Source organism: Arthrobacter sp. B2I5 (assembly GCF_030816735.1).
Classification (GTDB): domain Bacteria; phylum Actinomycetota; class Actinomycetes; order Actinomycetales; family Micrococcaceae; genus Arthrobacter.
In genome coordinates this window covers 1,234,616-1,250,523 of sequence record NZ_JAUSYF010000001.1, presented here as the reverse complement: position 1 = coordinate 1,250,523, position 15,908 = coordinate 1,234,616, and the positions used below count along the sequence as shown (strand labels likewise).

18 protein-coding genes are annotated in these 15,908 nt (G+C 66.1%); 9 read left to right on the top strand and 9 right to left on the bottom strand.

Features of this window, described 5'->3' with window-relative positions; genetic code table 11:
* Positions 1 to 80: 80 nt before the first annotated feature.
* Positions 81 to 1,154, bottom strand: coding sequence for a general stress protein (locus QFZ60_RS06020; RefSeq protein WP_307089000.1), 1,074 nt, complete (start codon positions 1,152 to 1,154; stop codon positions 81 to 83).
* A 77-nt stretch (positions 1,155 to 1,231) separates the two neighbouring features.
* Here QFZ60_RS06020 and QFZ60_RS06015 point away from each other — a divergent pair, with 77 nt between their 5' ends.
* Genes QFZ60_RS06015 through QFZ60_RS06005 form a run of 3 tightly spaced genes read left to right on the top strand, consistent with a single transcriptional unit; the run spans position 1,232 to position 4,339 of the window.
* A complete protein-coding gene (locus tag QFZ60_RS06015; protein ID WP_142117073.1) occupies positions 1,232 to 2,515 on the top strand; it encodes a magnesium transporter MgtE N-terminal domain-containing protein in 1,284 nt (427 codons plus the stop codon).
* Entirely contained in the window at positions 2,499 to 3,197 is a 699-nt protein-coding gene (locus QFZ60_RS06010; RefSeq protein WP_142117074.1) for a DUF1003 domain-containing protein, read from the top strand. The genes QFZ60_RS06015 and QFZ60_RS06010 overlap by 17 nt, the downstream gene beginning before the upstream one ends.
* On the top strand, positions 3,197 to 4,339 hold the full coding sequence (locus QFZ60_RS06005) for an Mrp/NBP35 family ATP-binding protein (RefSeq protein ID WP_307088997.1): 1,143 nt from the start codon (positions 3,197 to 3,199) through the stop codon (positions 4,337 to 4,339). Before QFZ60_RS06010 ends, QFZ60_RS06005 begins: the two co-directional genes overlap by 1 nt.
* Before the next feature lie 28 nt (positions 4,340 to 4,367).
* Here the strand turns inward: QFZ60_RS06005 and QFZ60_RS06000 are convergent, their stop codons facing one another.
* The 3 genes from QFZ60_RS06000 to sigE all read right to left on the bottom strand — a co-directional run bounded on the left by QFZ60_RS06000 (position 4,368) and on the right by sigE (position 6,318).
* On the bottom strand, positions 4,368 to 4,772 hold the full coding sequence (locus tag QFZ60_RS06000; RefSeq protein WP_307088996.1) for a Sec-independent protein translocase TatB: 405 nt from the start codon (positions 4,770 to 4,772) through the stop codon (positions 4,368 to 4,370).
* 69 nt (positions 4,773 to 4,841) lie between these two features.
* Positions 4,842 to 5,696, bottom strand: coding sequence for an anti-sigma factor (locus QFZ60_RS05995; protein ID WP_307088994.1), 855 nt, complete (start codon positions 5,694 to 5,696; stop codon positions 4,842 to 4,844).
* Positions 5,697 to 5,703: 7 nt separating this feature from the next.
* Positions 5,704 to 6,318, bottom strand: a complete 615-nt coding sequence (sigE, locus tag QFZ60_RS05990) for an RNA polymerase sigma factor SigE (RefSeq protein WP_056334632.1) — start codon at positions 6,316 to 6,318, stop codon at positions 5,704 to 5,706.
* Between the two features lie 229 nt (positions 6,319 to 6,547).
* Here sigE and QFZ60_RS05985 point away from each other — a divergent pair, with 229 nt between their 5' ends.
* Positions 6,548 to 7,180, top strand: a complete 633-nt coding sequence (locus QFZ60_RS05985) for an O-methyltransferase (RefSeq protein WP_142117079.1) — start codon at positions 6,548 to 6,550, stop codon at positions 7,178 to 7,180.
* 57 nt (positions 7,181 to 7,237) lie between these two features.
* Here the strand turns inward: QFZ60_RS05985 and QFZ60_RS05980 are convergent, their stop codons facing one another.
* From QFZ60_RS05980 to QFZ60_RS05965, 4 genes are all read right to left on the bottom strand, one after another.
* Positions 7,238 to 7,405, bottom strand: coding sequence for a DUF3117 domain-containing protein (locus QFZ60_RS05980; RefSeq protein ID WP_009357720.1), 168 nt, complete (start codon positions 7,403 to 7,405; stop codon positions 7,238 to 7,240).
* A 233-nt stretch (positions 7,406 to 7,638) separates the two neighbouring features.
* Complete coding sequence (locus tag QFZ60_RS05975; RefSeq protein ID WP_307088991.1) at positions 7,639 to 8,895, bottom strand: hypothetical protein; 1,257 nt, start codon at positions 8,893 to 8,895, stop codon at positions 7,639 to 7,641.
* Positions 8,892 to 9,392, bottom strand: coding sequence for a DivIVA domain-containing protein (locus tag QFZ60_RS05970; RefSeq protein WP_307088988.1), 501 nt, complete (start codon positions 9,390 to 9,392; stop codon positions 8,892 to 8,894). Before QFZ60_RS05970 ends, QFZ60_RS05975 begins: the two co-directional genes overlap by 4 nt.
* A 43-nt stretch (positions 9,393 to 9,435) precedes the next feature.
* Entirely contained in the window at positions 9,436 to 10,218 is a 783-nt protein-coding gene (locus QFZ60_RS05965; protein ID WP_056334622.1) for a TIGR00730 family Rossman fold protein, read from the bottom strand.
* Between the two features lie 104 nt (positions 10,219 to 10,322).
* Between QFZ60_RS05965 and QFZ60_RS05960 the strand changes: the two genes are divergently transcribed.
* From QFZ60_RS05960 to QFZ60_RS05945, 4 genes are all read left to right on the top strand, one after another.
* Entirely contained in the window at positions 10,323 to 11,078 is a 756-nt protein-coding gene (locus QFZ60_RS05960) for an amino acid ABC transporter ATP-binding protein (RefSeq protein ID WP_142117082.1), read from the top strand.
* Between the two features lie 71 nt (positions 11,079 to 11,149).
* Positions 11,150 to 12,037 carry a glutamate ABC transporter substrate-binding protein gene (locus tag QFZ60_RS05955; RefSeq protein ID WP_307088985.1) on the top strand — a complete coding sequence of 296 codons (888 nt, stop codon included), beginning with the start codon at positions 11,150 to 11,152 and terminating at the stop codon, positions 12,035 to 12,037.
* An 84-nt stretch (positions 12,038 to 12,121) separates the two neighbouring features.
* Positions 12,122 to 12,772: an amino acid ABC transporter permease gene (locus tag QFZ60_RS05950; protein WP_142117084.1), complete on the top strand. Its 651-nt coding sequence runs from the start codon at positions 12,122 to 12,124 to the stop codon at positions 12,770 to 12,772.
* Positions 12,769 to 13,608 carry an amino acid ABC transporter permease gene (locus tag QFZ60_RS05945; RefSeq protein ID WP_142117085.1) on the top strand — a complete coding sequence of 280 codons (840 nt, stop codon included), beginning with the start codon at positions 12,769 to 12,771 and terminating at the stop codon, positions 13,606 to 13,608. Before QFZ60_RS05950 ends, QFZ60_RS05945 begins: the two co-directional genes overlap by 4 nt.
* 85 nt (positions 13,609 to 13,693) lie before the next feature.
* Here the strand turns inward: QFZ60_RS05945 and dapE are convergent, their stop codons facing one another.
* On the bottom strand, positions 13,694 to 14,830 hold the full coding sequence (dapE, locus tag QFZ60_RS05940; protein ID WP_307088981.1) for a succinyl-diaminopimelate desuccinylase: 1,137 nt from the start codon (positions 14,828 to 14,830) through the stop codon (positions 13,694 to 13,696).
* A 51-nt stretch (positions 14,831 to 14,881) separates the two neighbouring features.
* Between dapE and dapD the strand changes: the two genes are divergently transcribed.
* The gene (gene dapD, locus QFZ60_RS05935; protein ID WP_307088979.1) at positions 14,882 to 15,904 is read left to right on the top strand and encodes a 2,3,4,5-tetrahydropyridine-2,6-dicarboxylate N-succinyltransferase; all 1,023 of its coding nucleotides are present in this window, start codon (positions 14,882 to 14,884) and stop codon (positions 15,902 to 15,904) included.
* Positions 15,905 to 15,908 lie beyond the last annotated feature (4 nt).

Sequence of the window (15,908 nt, the reverse complement as noted above, 5' to 3'; positions counted from 1 at the left end):
CGGCGGCCCCGCTCTTTGGTTCCGACGCCGGCAGGCCGGCCAGTGTCAGGCCGGCACTCCCAGGCTGCCTGCAATAGCTCCTAGTGCCGGTGCCCGCCCTGGTGCTGGTCCCCGTCAGGACCGTACTGGCCCTCGGCTGGGTGTTCGGCACCATGTTCTGCGTCCTGTCCCGGCCCGGGCTGCGCTGTTCCCTGCTGGCCGGGCTGCGCTGTTCCCTGCTGGCCGGGCTGCGGACCTGTCCCCTGCTGGCCGGGGCCTCCGGCCGGACCCTGCGGCAGGCGGACGCCGTACTGCGGACGCCCGTCCGGCAGGTCCGGGTAGCGAACCGACCGGACCGGGCCGGCCGGCTGTGCCGGCTGCTGCTGCTGGCCGCCGTCGTACTGCTGGCCGCTGTATTGCTGACCGCTGTGCTGCGGGGCACTGTGCTGCTGGCCGCCGTCGTCCGGGTAGCCGTGTCCATCCTGGCCGGGAACGTCCTGACCCGCGCCGTCCTGCACGGATGAGCCGGAGGACCGCTGGCCGTAGGGGTCATTCCAGCCGGCGGGACGGGCGGGACCCTGCTGCTGCCCCGGCTGCTGCTGGTGCTGGTACGGCTGGTTGTAGTAGTCGTGCTGGGTGTACGGACGCTGGCCGGATGCGGCATCCGAACGGGTCATGGGCAGCTGCTGCAGCAGGCGCCGCGCCTCATGGGCGGCCTCGGGCGCAACAATGACGTCGTAGCTCGTGGCCACCACCTGGCTGGTGGACGTGAAGTCACGCTTGCCGCGCTGCATGGCATAGGTGACGATGCCGAACAGCATGAAGAAGGCCGCACCCATCAGCACGGACGTCATGATGGAGAAGTACCCGGGTGACGGTGCGAAGAAGGACAGCATGACGCCCACGAACAGGCCGAACCACATGCCGCTCAACGCCCCCGAAAGGGCCACCCTGGGGTAGCTCAGGCGCCCCGTAACCCGCTCCACCATCTTCAGTTCGTTACCCACGATGGACACCATCTGGACGGGAAACTGCTGGTCCGCGAGGTAGTCCACCGCCTTCTGGGCATCGAGGTAGGAGTTGTAGGAGCCTACGGTGTCACCGGTGGGTACGGCACGGGCGTCATCCGTACCGTTGGGGCCACCGGCCCTGGGAGCACCAAAAATGTTAGACATAACCCCATTCTTGCCCATCAAGGTGGGTGCTGCCTGTAAATTCAGCTAAAAGAGAGCAGACTCGGTAGCCTGTAGAGGTGAGTACAACACCTACCCGCGTCTTCGTGGCGCGCCTCCTGGGCCTCGATGTTTTCGACCCGCTGGGCGACCGGCTGGGCCGGTTGCGCGATGTTGTTGTGCTGTCCCGCGGAACCCAGGGAGCACCGCACGTGGTGGGCATCGTGGTGGAAGTCCCGGGAAAGAAGCGGGTCTTCGTGCCCATGACGCGCATTACGTCGATCGACCAGACCCAGATCATCTGCACGGGCCTGGTCAACCTGCGCCGGTTTGAACAGCGCGGAGCCGAAACGCTGGTGGTGGCCGAAATGTTCGACCGGCGGGTAACCCTCCGCGACGGCAGCGGCGACGCCACCATCGAGGACATCGCCATCGACCAGCACCGGTCCCGCGACTGGTTCGTCAGCAAGCTTTTTGTCCGCCGCGGCCATTCGCTGTCCCCCCTGAGCCGGCTGCGCCGCAACGAGACGCTGATCATCGACTGGGCGGACGCCCAGCAGGGTCCGCGCACCGAACCGCAGGCCGCCACCCAGTTCGTGGCCAACCACGAGGACCTCAAACCCGCCGACTTCGCCGAGGCACTGCAGGAAATGAGCGACAAGCGCCGTTTCGAAGTGGCCAGCGAACTGCAGGACGAGCGGCTGGCAGATGTCCTCCAGGAACTGCCGGAAGACGACCAGGTGGAAATCCTCTCCGCTCTGGATGTCCAGCGCGCCGCGGACGTCCTGGAGGAGATGGATCCCGATGACGCCGCCGACCTCCTCGGTGAACTCCCCTCTGCCCAGGCGGAGGAACTACTCCAGCTGATGGAGCCCGAGGGTGCCGAGGACGTCCGCCGCCTGCTGGAATACGACGAGGACACCGCCGGCGGCCTCATGACCCCGGTGCCGGTCATCCTGCCGCCGGAAGCCACGGTCGCCGAAGCCCTGGCCCACGTCCGGCGGGAGGAGCTCTCCCCCGCCCTGGCATCGTCGATCTTCATTGCCCGGCCGCCGCTGGAAACGCCGACCGGGCGGTTCCTGGGCGTGGTCCACATCCAGCAGCTGCTCCGTTTCCCGCCGTTCGAGGCACTGGGAAACCTGGTGGACAAGAACCTCGAGCCATTGTCGGACCAGGCCCACATCAGCGAAGTGGCACGGACCCTGGCCACCTACAACCTGAACTCCCTCCCGGTGGTCAATGACGCCGGCCGGCTTGTGGGGGCGGTGACTGTTGATGACGTATTGGATCACTTGTTGCCGGACGACTGGCGCGCCAATGATGGCGAAGCCCCGATAAGAAAGCTCGGTGGCCGCATTGGCTGATAACAGTGCTCCGAAGAACCCCAACCAGCGGAACCTGGCCAATACGGAATCAAAAGGCAGCCTCGACACGCCCCTGAGCGCCCGCCAGCGGATCCTGCCCAAGTTCTCACCGGATCCGGACGCGTTCGGGCACGCCACCGAAGGCTTCGCCCGGTTCATGGGCACCCCGCAGTTCCTGGTCTACATGACCGTGTTCTGCATCTTCTGGCTGGGCTGGAACACGTGGGCGCCCACTGAGTGGCAGTTCGATTCGAGGGACCTTGGCTTCACCCTGCTGACCCTGATGCTCTCGCTGCAGGCCTCCTACGCGGCGCCGCTCCTGCTGCTCGCGCAGAACCGGCAGGATGACCGCGACCGCGTTTCGGTGCAGCAGGACCGCCAGCGCGCCGAACGCAACCTCTCCGACACCGAGTACCTGACCCGGGAGCTCGCCTCCCTGCGGATCGCGCTGCGCGAGGTAGCCACCCGCGACTACGTCCGGGCCGAACTGCGCTCACTCCTTGAGGACCTGCTGGAAGCCCAGGAGGAGCTGCGGACCCACGACGACACCGGAGCCGGTTCGCACGAATCTCCACGCGACAAAGTGAAAGACAAGTTGCGCGAACAGCGGGACCGGCAACGGAGCCCGCGCACCCAGCAAATCCCCCGGGTAAAACCCGGCCATTCCACACAGGACCGCTAATGACCCAACCCATTGCCGGCACTCCGTTGGCTGAGGCAGTCAACGCTGCCCTGGCCACTGTGATCGACCCCGAGCTCCGGCGTCCCATCACCGAGCTGGGCATGGTGGACTCGGTCCAGGTTTCCGACGACGGCAAGGTCACCGTGGCGGTCCTGCTCACCATCGCCGGCTGCCCGCTGCGGGACACCATCACCGCCGATTCGCAGAAGACCCTGTTCGCCGTCCCCGGCGTCACCGCCGTCGACGTCGAGCTCAAAGTGATGGACCAGGCGCAGCGGGATGCCCTCAAGGAGAAGCTGCGGGGCGCCGGCGGCCAGCGCAGGATCCCGTTCAACGAACCGGATTCCCTCACCAGGGTCTATGCCGTGGCCAGCGGCAAGGGCGGAGTGGGCAAGTCCTCGGTCACGGTCAACCTGGCCACGGCCCTGGCTGCCCAGGGCCTGCGCGTGGGCATCGTGGACGCTGACGTTTACGGCTTCTCCGTGCCTGCGCTCATGGGCATCACCCAGGCACCAACCCAGGTGGACGACATGATCCTTCCTCCGGTTGCCTACGGGGTGAAGGTCATCTCCATTGGCATGTTCGTGACAGGCAACCAGCCCGTTGCCTGGCGCGGACCCATGCTGCACCGGGCCCTGGAACAGTTCCTCACCGACGTCTACTTCGGCGACCTGGATGCCCTGTTCCTGGACCTTCCCCCTGGTACGGGTGACATCGCCATCTCTGTGGCCCAATTGCTGCCCAAGGCAGAAATCCTGGTGGTCACCACACCGCAGGCGGCGGCCGCCGATGTTGCAGAACGCGCAGGCGCCATCGCCACCCAGACAGGGCAGAAGATCGCGGGCGTCATCGAGAACATGTCCTACCTGGAGATGCCCGACGGCGGCAGGATGGAACTTTTCGGAAGCGGCGGCGGGGCGGTGCTCACCGAGCGTCTCAGCGCCACGGTGGGGACGGACGTGCCGCTGCTGGGCCAGATCCCCCTGGACATCCAGCTGCGTGAGGGCGGGGACTCGGGGGTTCCGATCGTCCTGGGCCAGCCCGGTTCGGCGGGGGCTGTCGCGCTGGCAGGCATAGCAGGCCAATTGGCTGCCAAACCACGGGGTCTCGCCGGGATGAAGCTGGGGCTGCAGCCGCGCTGACTGGACCCGGTACTGCCGGCGCTGAACCCTAGGTGGCTTCGGTGTCGAACGGGGCGATATCTCCCGGGGCCAGTCTCTGCACCACCCGTTCAGGACGCTGGGGAGCCGTATCTGCGGCCGCTGCGGCGCCGGAAACCGCGGCCACGGCGGCAGGGGCTCCTGAACTGACGGGCTTGGTGTCGTCGTCGAGCAGTGCTTCCTTGATGATGCGGCGGGGATCGTACTGGCGCGGATCGTATTTCTTCCAGTCGACATCGTCGATGTCGATGCCCACTTCTTCCTTGATCTGTTCGCGCGCGCCGGACGCCATACGGCGGAGTTCCTTGACCAGGTTTGCCAGCTTCTGCGTGTATTCGGGCAGGCGCTGGGGGCCGATCACGAGGACGCCAATGATCAGCAGAAGGATAAACTCCGGGCCGTTGATTCCAAACACTTTAGGAAGATTACCCTCTCCGGGCTGCGAGTGACGATTCCCGTCCGGCGGACGGGGAAACAGTCCGTGTCACTGGGTGAACAGGGCCGCGATCTTGCTGATTCCGCGCTCCAGCCGTGCCTCCAGGGACTCCGGGGCAGGACGCCCCGGCGTTTCCGGAACGGCCGCGTCAACCCCTTCCGTCGCGGTATCGGCAAGCTGCTCAAGGATGGGCAGCGCATCATCGGCCTGCTCAGGGGGCAGGTCGGAGCGGTAGGTGATGGTGAGGCCGGCGGCCCGGTAGGTGGCAGACCAGGGAGGGCTACCCGAAACCTGCAGCGGGGCACCCTCCTGGCCTGTGGCCTGGTGACCAACCGGGTGTTGTTCCGTGATGGTGGCGTGATGCGTGCCGTCGGTGAGCCGCAGCTCCACCGCAGGCTGCCCGTCAACCACCAGCGCCCTGGCGGCTTCGAGGTGGAAGCCCATGGCCTGCAGCTCCGGGCAGGCCCACCCCTCCGACCGCAACGTGGCCAGCTGCGTGGCGGTCAAGGTCCGGCCGTCCGCGGGAGTCTGGGATGAGACGTGCGAAAAGGCCGCTTCGATTCCCGCCTGTCCGCCCCCGGTGGGATCACCCGCTGCCGTGAAGGCGCCCACGGCCAATACACCGGCCGCCGCCATGGTCCCGCCAGCGGCGAGCCCCAGCGCACGGGCGGCCATGCGGGAGGTCCCGCCCTGCTGCGCAGGCGCGGGGGGCTGGGCAGCCAGTTCGTGGGTGCGTGCCAGCAGCCGTGCCGTCAGGTCCTGGCTGGCAGGCGGGATGGGAGCATCGCGCAGCCGCTCAAGGTACTGCCGTTCCCGGCGCACGGCTGCAGCACACTCCTGGCAAACCTCCAGGTGGCTGCCGGTGCGCTGATGCCTGCCGCCGAAAGGAAATTGGGACCTCATGTGCCGTTCAGAGGATGCCGGCGATGCGCGGCAGCGCGAGCTTGCGGCGGGACTGCTGCGGGCGGGGGTCGCGGTGGGCCAGCTTTTCCCGGAGCATGGTCCGGCCGCGGTGGATGCGTGAGCGGACGGTGCCCAGCTTCACGCCCAGGGCCTCGGCGACTTCGTCATAGGACAGTCCCTCGAGGTCGCACAGAACCACGGCGGCCCGGAAGTCCGGCGGAAGTTCCTCCAGGGCGGCCTGTACGTCCAAATCCAGGTTGTTCAGCTCGAAGCTCTGCTCGGGCCCCGGCTCGCGGCCGGGCAGCCGGGACTCGGCATCCTCGGCAAGGGCGTCAAAGCGGATGCGCGTCTTCCGCCGGGCCTGGTCAAGGAACAGGTTGGTGGTGATGCGGTGGAGCCAGCCGTCGAGCGTCCCGGGCTTGAAGTTTTCCAGCGACCGGAAGACGCGGACGAAGACCTCCTGGGTGAGGTCCTCGGCGTCGTACTTGTTGCCCGTCAGGCGGTACGCCAGCCGGTAAACCTTTGCGGAGTGGTTGGTAACCACTTCTTCCCAGGTGGGACGGACCCACTCATCGTCGGGATTGTTTACTGCAGGGACAGGTGCCACAACTGAAGATGACATCGTCCACTCCCCTCGTGGAATGCTAACGCCCGGATACTGTTGACATCTCTGATTCGGCGCCGGTCACCTTTTGGATGAGCGGATATTAATCATGTCAAACTTGGCTGGGAATTTCCTGACCGTAGGCAAACTTCCGCCTTGGGCGCAATGCCGTCTTTCCCGGCCAGCCCGGCGGGACACAGTAGGCTTGAGGAGACATTCCCCCCTTACGCCCAGAAAGCGATAATTCATGAGCGCCGACAAGTCCAGCAGCTGGTCCTATGCAGAAGATCTGCCCGCTGAGGACGAGGTCATGCTCCGGGCCCGGGAACGTTCCTTTGAATTGGGAGTCAGCGCCATCAGCCCCGGGGTGGGCGCCGTCCTCACGGTACTGGCTGCTGCCTCCAAGGCCCAGACCGCCGTCGAGATCGGCACCGGCGCAGGGGTCTCCGGCGTCTGCCTGCTGCGGGGACTGGGCCCGCACGCCGTCCTGACCACCATCGACGTGGACGTCGAACACCTGAGGGCCGCGCGCGAGGCGTTTTCCGAGGCCGGCAGCCCCGCCAACCGGACCCGCACCATTTCCGGCCGCGCGGGAGACGTCCTGCCCCGGCTGACGGATGGCGCCTACGACCTGGTCTTCATCGATGCGGACAAGCCGGGCCTGCCCGGCTACGTGGAGCAGGCCGTCCGGCTGCTGAAGCCCGCAGGCCTGCTGGTCATCAATGACGCACTGGACAAGGACAAGGTAGCCAATCCCGCGGGCCGGGAGGCAACCACGGTGGTCCTGCGCCAGGTGGGCAGGGCAATCCGCGACGACGACAGGCTGGCTTCGGCAATGCTGCCCACCGGGGACGGCCTGCTGGTGGCAGTCAAGAAGTAGGCACCGCCAAAAGGACAGGGTGCGCAGCCCGCGGGCTGCGCACCCTGTCCGGCACGACTATTCGGTAACGCCTACCAGGCATTCCTTGAGGTTGGCTGCTTCGGCCGCGTTAAGTTCGACCACCAGGCGCCCGCCGCCTTCGAGCGGGACGCGCATGATCAGGCTGCGGCCCTCCTTGGTGACTTCCATTGGGCCGTCGCCGGTGCGTGGTTTCATAGCCGCCATGAGGAATTCCCCTCCATTTTGTCCCAGGACTAATCAGCCCGGGCGGGCTGTGTCCGCATGTCGATCAGGCCGCTATGGCAGGGTGGTGTTTCCACCGCCAAGGCTGCGCACTTTCTGAATGCTTTTGTCCTTGCTTACCTATCATTATCGCGTAATTACACGTGCGTAGCTAATCGATGGACATTTTCCGGCAGCCGCTATTCCCGGGCTGACCTGCGCTGAAGCAGGATTTGTCAGGGCGGGTAATCCCCGCCGCCGGGCAACTGCGCCCAGGCCCAAAGCCAGACGATCCACACGATCTGGAGCAGCAGGAACATGGCCACCACGGTCCCCCGGTAAGCCCTGGAGCGGGACAGGAATGCCGCCCCCAGGGCCAGCGGAAACAGCGGCAGCAGCATCCGGAACGTGCTGGTTTGCGGGTGGAGGAACATCAGCAGGTATCCCATGTAGCAGGCGCACCAGAGCCGAAGTTCCGTGCCGAGCCGCACCACGGGCGGAAGGAACAGCACCGCAACGAACAGTGCCACGAAAACCACGGGGGCAAGCAGGCCCAGGACAGGGCCGAAGAGTTCGACGCCGGTGTCGAACCACGGCTTGAAGGGGACCAGGTCCCGGCCCCGCCACACAGTTTCGGTTTTGGTGTACGCCTCCGGGTCACCCGTCGCTGCCCACGCCGCGGCGGGCCAGACGAGCGCAGAGACGCCCGCGACGGCGGTGAGGCCGGCCAGTGCCGCCAGGTCCCCCAGGGAATGGGCTGCTTCGTCCCCGCCGCGCTCCCGCCCCTTCCTGATGTGCGCGATGCAGCGGGACACCAGCAGCACGCCCGCCATGGCGGCGAAGGGAACGCCGACGGGCCGCGACAGGGACAGCAGGAACACCACGGGCATGGCCCACAGGTATTGCCGGCGGACTACCAGCAGCAGGGCCGCAGCGAGCAGCAGGAGGGACAGCGGCTCGGCGTAGGGGACCTGAAGCACGGCGGAGACGGGGAACGTCGAAAAGAACGCCACCCCCCACATGGCCGGAGCGTGCGGCGCTTTCTGCCGGAAGAGTGCGTACACCACCAGGGCGGCAGCCCAGCCGGCCAGCATGGCGATCAGGGTGAGCGAGGCGGCAGGATTGAGCCCGGTCAGCCGGCTGAGTCCGCCGGCCAGTGCGGGAAAGAGCGGGTAGAAGGCCCAGGTGTTTTCCTGGACGTTGCCGCCGGCGTCAGTGGGAAGGACGGACGGGTAGCCGTTGGCGATGACCTGGGCATACCAGCGGGCATCCCAGATGTTGATGAAATTCCAGTAATCCGGCTTCGGCGGGAACCAGGGGTTGGCGCCCTGGTGGAGCGCCGCGGCCATGAAGATGCAGGCAGAGACCAGGCGAGCGCCGCCGTAGAGGGCAGTGACCTGGAGCCACCACGGCCAGCTACGGACGGCGGAAGCTGTTCGGTGGGCCAGATTCCCGGCCGAGGCCAGCGGGCTGCGGCGGGCCACCGTGCTCACAGGCCGCCCTTCCCTTGGGCGGCAACCTCATCGGACGCCCGGCTCCCACCGTGCCCTGCACCGGTTTCGGTGCCAGTTTCCGTGCCTGTTTCCGGGCCCTGCTGCTCCCGCGGTGCGACGGCTGCCGCGGGTCCGTCGTCGGAATCCTTCTCCCCGTCCCCTCCTGTGGCCTGCTCCATCGCAGCCAGCCGGCTGCGAAGCCCGGCCAGTTCCGCATCCCTCGCGGCCAGCTGGTCGCGCAGCTCGTCCAGGACCTGGTCCACCTGGTCCATCCGGTAGCCGCGAAGGCCCAGCGAAAAGCGCACCTGCTCAATGTCTCCGGGAGCGGCGTGCTCCGGCAGCAGCACGGGTGGAAGGTTGGCGGGCGGTTCTTCGAATCCCCCGTCCAGCAGGGCGGGCAGCGCGGCGCCGCCGGTCTTGCGGGAGCGCCGGCCCAGGCCGGCCCAAAGGACGGCCGCCACCAGTACGACGGCCAGGAAAACGAGGAAGAAGCTCACGGTTCCATCGTGCCAGACCGGCGGCCCGGACTTTGGCCGGCGGCTACTCCGGCCGCTGCTCCCCGTTAAGGGACGGTGTCACTCCGGCCTGCAGGACCCGGTCAACGGCTTCGGCGGGATCGTCCACGAGCTGGATGAGATCCAGGTCCTTCTCCGACACCATGCCCTCTGCCACCAGCGTGCCCCTGATCCAGTCGATCATCGGCCCCCAGAATTCGACGCCGAGGAGCACGATGGGAAAAGACGTCACCTTGCGCGTCTGGACCAGGACCATGGCTTCGAACAGCTCATCGAGGGTGCCCAGTCCGCCGGGCAGCACAATGAAGCCCTGCGCGTATTTGACGAACATGGTCTTGCGGGCGAAGAAGTACCGGAAGTTGATCCCCAAGTCCACCCACTGGTTCAGGCCCTGCTCGAACGGCAGTTCAATCCCCAGGCCAACGGACACGCCGTTGCCTTCCACCGTCCCCCGGTTGGCCGCTTCCATGGAGCCCGGACCGCCGCCGGTGATCACTGCCACCCCGGCTTCGGCGAGCTTGCGGCCCACCTCCACGCCCATCTCGTAATACTGGCTGCCGGGCTTGGTCCGTGCCGAACCGAAGACGCTGACCGCTTTTCCAATGTCCGCGAGGGCGCCGAAGCCCTCGACGAATTCGCTCTGGATGCGCAGGACCCGCCACGGGTCGGTGTGGACGAACTGGCCCGGCCCCTTGGTATCAAGCAGGTGCTGGTCCGACATTTCCACGGCCGCCTGCTTGCGGCGCAGCTCAAGGGGCCCCTTACGGCGCGGCTGGGAATTCTTGGCCGGATCTGCGTTGATGCTCATTCCCCTAGGCTAACCTCCCAGTCCAGGTATCTCTTGAATCACGATCAGCAGGAACTTGGGGTGATTGGCGTCATAACGCAGTGTTGTTCGCTAGATTCGTTCCTATGACTACTCATGTGCCCGGCGATGCCCTCGTCTCCCTGAACGCCGTTAACAAGCATTACGGCCAGCTGCACGTTTTGAAGGACATCAACCTGCAGGTCCGCAAGGGCGAGGTTGTTGTGGTCATCGGACCCTCGGGCTCCGGTAAGTCCACCCTCTGCCGGGCGATCAACCGCCTGGAAACCATTGAGGGTGGAACCATCAGCATCGACGGGAAAGTCCTCCCCGAGGAAGGCAAGGAACTCGCCCAGCTCCGCGCCGACGTCGGAATGGTTTTCCAGTCCTTCAACCTCTTCGCCCACAAAACGATCCTGGAGAACGTGACCCTGGGACCCATCAAGGTCAAGGGCGCCTCCAAGGCAACCGCCGAAAAGGACGCCATGGCCCTCCTCGAACGCGTGGGCGTGGGACACCAGGCCCCCAAGCTGCCGGCCCAGCTCTCCGGCGGCCAGCAGCAGCGCGTTGCGATCGCCCGTGCCTTGGCAATGAAGCCGAAGGTCATGCTGTTCGACGAGCCCACATCCGCACTGGACCCCGAAATGATCAACGAGGTCCTGGATGTCATGGTCCAGCTGGCCAAGGAAGGCATGACCATGATCGTGGTCACGCACGAAATGGGCTTCGCCCGCAAGGCCGCGGACCGCGTGGTCTTCATGGCGGACGGCCAGATCGTGGAGGATGCCACCCCGGAGGAGTTCTTCACCAACCCGAAGAGCGACCGCGCCAAGGACTTCCTGTCCAAGCTGCTCACCCACTGAATTACCGAACCAACCACACGTCAGTTCGCATCCAGGCCGCAAAACCCACGGCCATCAATGAAAGGAATGTCATGAAGGCATTTATGTCCAGGCGGAAATCCTTCGTCGTGGCGGCTACAGCTGCCCTCGCCCTGTCCCTGAGCGCCTGCGGCGGAGGGGACTCCGGTGGCTCCAGCAACCCCAGCCCGGTCGAGAAGCCGTCGTTCGCTGCCGGAACCACCATGGCAAAGCTGTCCTCCGCCGGCACCATCAAGATCGGCACCAAATTCGACCAGCCGCTGTTCGGCCAGGTTGGCCTGGACGGCAAGCCCGTCGGTTTCGACGTTGAAATCGGCAAGCTGATCGCCGCCAAGCTGGGCATCCCCGCAGACAAGATCGAATGGTCCGAGACCGTTTCAGCCAACCGCGAACCCTTCATCGAGCAGGGCAAGGTGGATCTGGTCATCGCCACGTACACCATCAGCGACAAGCGCAAGCAGGTTGTCGACTTCGCCGGCCCGTACTACGAAGCCGGCCAGGCCCTCATGGTGAACAAGGACAACGACTCCATCAAGAAGCCCGAGGACGTCAAGGGCAAGAAGGTCTGCTCCGTGACGGGCTCCACCCCCGCCGCCACGATCGTTGACAAGTACGGCGCCGAACTGGTTCCGGCCGCCACCTACTCCGCCTGCCTGGAGCCGCTGCGCAACAAGCAGGTTGAAGCCGTGACCACCGACAACGTGATCCTCGCCGGCTTTGTTGACAAGGAACCGGATGCCTTCAAGCTCGCGTCCGAGGAAACCTTCACCAAGGAGCCTTACGGCATCGGCCTGAAGAAGGGCGACACCGAATTCCGCAACTGGATCAACGACCAGCTGGAATCCTTCGAGAAGGACGGCTCCTACAAGAAGGCCTGGGAAGCCACCGCCGGTTCGGTCATCAAGACCGCACCCAAGCTCCCGGCCATCAACCGTTACTAAGCAGCGTCCGCCAGCTGCCGGGGCCACCCAACGGCCCCGGCAGCACAGCCTTCAATCCGTCCACGCTTACAGCCGAAGGATCTTATGGACGTCATCTTTGAAAACCTGCCCCTGTACTGGGAGGGTTTTCTCCGCACTCTTTTCCTGTCCGTCGTCTCCGGTATCTTCGCGTTGATCCTTGGCACCCTGCTTGCCGCGGCACGCGTCTCCCCGGTCGCGGCGCTCCGCGGTTTCAGCACCGTGTACGTGGAAGTCCTCCGCAACACCCCGCTGACCATCGCCTTCTTCTTCGCAGCAGTCGTACTCCCCCGCATCGGGGTCAAGTTCGAGCAGTTCGAGATCGCCGCCATCATCGCCCTCAGCACCTACACCGCCGCATTCATCGCCGAAGCTGTCCGCTCAGGTGTCAACAGCGTGCCCGTCGGCCAGGCGGAGGCAGCACGCAGCATCGGCATGAAGTTCAGCCAGGTGCTCTCGCTCATCATCCTCCCCCAGGCATTGCGGACGGTGATCCCGCCGTTGATCAACATCCTGATCGCGCTCGTCAAGAACTCTTCGGTGGCCGGCGCCTTCTTCGTCCTGGAGTTGTTCGGCTACGGCCGGCAGCTGGCCAACGCCAACGGCGACGCCGTCATCACCGTCCTGCTGGGTACCGCATTCTTCTATCTGCTGCTCACCGTTCCGCTGGGAATCCTCGCCAACACGGTGGAACGAAAGGTGGCGATTGCCCGATGAGCTCCGTTCTCTACGATGTCCCCGGCCCCAAGGCGCGCCGGGTCTCCCTCATTGCGTCCATCATCGGAGGCCTGCTGATTCTGGGCCTGCTGGCCTGGGTGGTCCTGATTCTTGCCCAGCAGGGCATCTTCGAGGCCCGCCGCTGGCAGATCTTCACCCGCGCCGACGTCTGGCGCCTCCTCGGCAACGGCCTGGGGTCCACGCTTTCCGCGGCGGCACTCGCGGCAGTCATCGCGTTTCCGCTGGGACTTATGCTGTGCCTGCTGCGCATCTCGGACGCCGCCTTCATCCGGGTGCCCATGCGGGTCATCCTGGAATTCCTGCGCGGCATGCCCGTGGTCCTGATGATGCTCTTCATCCTGCTGGGCTTCGGCACCTCGGCATTTATCGCCGTCGTCACCGGCCTGGTGCTCTACAACGCCGCGGTCTTCGCCGAGATCATCCGCGCAGGCATCCAGTCCCTGCCCAAGGGGCAGCGGGAAGCCGGCCTGGCGATCGGCCTGACCAGCTACAAGTCCCGCATGCTGATCGAACTGCCGCAGGCGATCCGGCGCATGATGCCTTCGCTCGTGGCGCAGATGGTGGTGCTGCTCAAGGACACGTCGCTTGGCTACATCGTGGCGTACGGCGAGCTGCTGCGCGCGGTCCAGGTCATGGCGGACTTCCTGGGCACGCAGTACCTGTTCCCGATCTTCTTCGTGGCAGCGGCCATCTACATCGCCATCAACATCTCGGTGTCACGGATTGCCGTGTGGATCGAGCGCCGGGGCTCCAAGAAGGCCGCGGGCGGTGTGGCGAAGGCCGAACCTGAAAAGGCCAACGCCCCGGTTCCCTAACCCCCTGCAGGCTGTTTCATGAAGCGGATGGCCCGGACCTTCTGGTCCGGGCCATCCTGCTTTAAGAAATGGGGCGCCCTTAAGTTCAGGCTGCGAGCCAGCTCTCCAGCGCGGCAAGGCACTTGCGGATGGCGTCGGCGTGGACGTGTTCGTTGTCCTTGTGCGCCAGCAGCGCGTCCCCCGGGCCGAAGTTCACGGCCGGGATGCCCAGCTCACTGAAGCGGGCGACGTCGGTCCAGCCGTATTTGGGCTTCGGCTCGGCTCCCACGGCGGCAACAAAGGAGGCGGCAGCCGGGTGCTGCAGTCCCGGCCGTGCGCCGGCGGCGGCATCGGTGCGGACCACGTCGAAGCCCGCCAGCAGCTCCCGGACGTGGGCCTCGGCCTGGTCCGGGGTCTTGTCCGGGGCAAAGCGGTAGTTGATTTCCACCACGCAGCGGTCCGGGATGACATTGCCGGCCGTGCCGCCGTTGATCTTCACCGCGTTGAGGCTTTCCCGGTAGTCGAGTCCATCAACATTGATGGTCCGGGGCTCATAGGCCGCCAGGCGGGCCAGGATCGGTGCTGCCGCGTGGATGGCATTGCTGCCCATCCAGGCCCGGGCCGAGTGCGCGGCTTCCCCCGCAGTGCTTGCTTCGAACCGGCTGGTACCGTTGCAGCCGCCCTCCACCGTGCCGTCCGTCGGTTCAAGCAGGATGGCGAAGTCCCCCTGCAGCAGGCCGCCATGGTTCCGGACCAGGCGTCCCAGGCCGCTCTTCACGGCTTCCACTTCCTCGTGGTCGTAGAAGACAAAGGTGACATCCCGCTTGGGCTGCGTGCCGCCGTCGAACAATCCTGCCGCCAGCGCCAGCTGGACCGCCACCCCGCCCTTCATGTCCGTGGCGCCGCGGCCATACAGGACCCCCTCCCCCGGAACGCCGGATTCCCAGCTCGAGGGAACAGTGCCCCGGGAACCTTCGGTGAGCGGAAGGGGCACCGTGTCCAGGTGGCCGGCGAGGATCACACGCTCACCCAGGCCGAGTTCGGTCCGGGCGATGATGGCGTCGCCGTCACGCACCACGGTCAGCTGCGGGATCTCCAGCAAAGCAGCCTCCACAGCGTCGGCGAGCTGCTTCTCGTTGCCGGACACGCTGTTGATGTCCATCAGCGCCGCGGTCAGCAGCACCACGTCCTGGCGCAGGTCGAGGGTGGACACGGAAGAGTCAGGGGCGGTTTCGGCAGTCACGAAGCCAGTCTAGTTCGAACCCCATGCCCCACCGTCGATAGACTGGGGCACATGACTGAGACCGCTTCCTCTGCCGTGCCCGAAACCCTGACCTCCAATGCTGATGACCGTTCCGCCTATGGCTTTGGCGTTGCCACGATAGCCACCGCTGACGCCGCCGTCCTGGACGTCTGGTTTCCCGCGCCGGCCCTGGGTGTTGCAGCGGAGAACCTCCGCTCGGTGGACAATGCTGACGAGGTCCTGACCCGGATCGCCGAGGATGGCGCTGATGAGGACCGCGGCACCGAGCAAAAGGTGGTCTTTGTCCAGATCAACCTCGACGAAGCCCCGGCGGACACCGCGGACGCCTACCTCCGCCTGCACCTGCTCTCGCACCGCCTGGTCCAGCCCAACACCATCAACCTGGACGGAATTTTCGGCAAGCTCCCCAACGTGGTGTGGACCAACTTCGGTCCCGCCGCCGTCGAGGGCTTCGAGCTGACGCGCGCCCGCCTGCGCCGCCGGGGTGCCGTCACGGTCTACGGCATCGACAAGTTCCCGCGCATGGTGGACTACGTGGTGCCCACCGGCGTGAGGATTGCCGACGCCGACCGCGTGCGCCTGGGTGCCCACCTCGCCCCCGGCACCACCGTCATGCACGAAGGCTTCGTGAACTTCAACGCCGGCACCCTGGGCACCTCCATGGTTGAGGGCCGCATTTCCGCCGGCGTTGTCACCGGCGACGGCAGCGACGTGGGCGGCGGCGCCTCCATCATGGGCACCCTGTCAGGCGGCGGCAAGGAGAAGATCACCATCGGTGAGCGCGTCCTCCTCGGTGCCAACTCCGGCGTGGGCATCAGCATCGGTGACGATTCCGTGGTGGAAGCCGGGCTTTACGTCACGGCGGGCACCCGCGTCCGCGTTCCGGGCCCCAAGGACGAGGTTGGTGAGGACACCACCCGGATCGTCAAGGCTGCCGAGCTCTCCGGCGTGCCCAACCTGCTGTTCCGCCGCAACTCCACGACCGGCGCGGTGGAGGCCCTTCCCCGCAAGGGCCAGACCGTGGAACTGAACGACGCCCTGCACGCCAACTGATTCC

Bases quoted from the DNA above. Each gene is read 5' to 3' on its own strand.
- QFZ60_RS05950 (WP_142117084.1), top strand. From the start codon at position 12,122: ATGGACGTCATCTTTGAAAACCTGCCCCTGTACTGGGAGGGTTTTCTC.
- QFZ60_RS06005 (WP_307088997.1), top strand. From the start codon at position 3,197: ATGACCCAACCCATTGCCGGCACTCCGTTGGCTGAGGCAGTCAACGCT.
- QFZ60_RS05945 (WP_142117085.1), top strand. From the start codon at position 12,769: ATGAGCTCCGTTCTCTACGATGTCCCCGGCCCCAAGGCGCGCCGGGTC.
- QFZ60_RS05980 (WP_009357720.1), bottom strand. From the start codon at position 7,405: ATGGCGGCTATGAAACCACGCACCGGCGACGGCCCAATGGAAGTCACC.
- sigE (WP_056334632.1), bottom strand. From the start codon at position 6,318: ATGTCATCTTCAGTTGTGGCACCTGTCCCTGCAGTAAACAATCCCGAC.
- QFZ60_RS05960 (WP_142117082.1), top strand. From the start codon at position 10,323: ATGACTACTCATGTGCCCGGCGATGCCCTCGTCTCCCTGAACGCCGTT.
- dapD (WP_307088979.1), top strand. From the start codon at position 14,882: ATGACTGAGACCGCTTCCTCTGCCGTGCCCGAAACCCTGACCTCCAAT.
- QFZ60_RS05985 (WP_142117079.1), top strand. From the start codon at position 6,548: ATGAGCGCCGACAAGTCCAGCAGCTGGTCCTATGCAGAAGATCTGCCC.
- QFZ60_RS05955 (WP_307088985.1), top strand. From the start codon at position 11,150: ATGAAGGCATTTATGTCCAGGCGGAAATCCTTCGTCGTGGCGGCTACA.
- QFZ60_RS06020 (WP_307089000.1), bottom strand. From the start codon at position 1,154: ATGTCTAACATTTTTGGTGCTCCCAGGGCCGGTGGCCCCAACGGTACG.
- QFZ60_RS05965 (WP_056334622.1), bottom strand. From the start codon at position 10,218: ATGAGCATCAACGCAGATCCGGCCAAGAATTCCCAGCCGCGCCGTAAG.
- QFZ60_RS05995 (WP_307088994.1), bottom strand. From the start codon at position 5,696: ATGAGGTCCCAATTTCCTTTCGGCGGCAGGCATCAGCGCACCGGCAGC.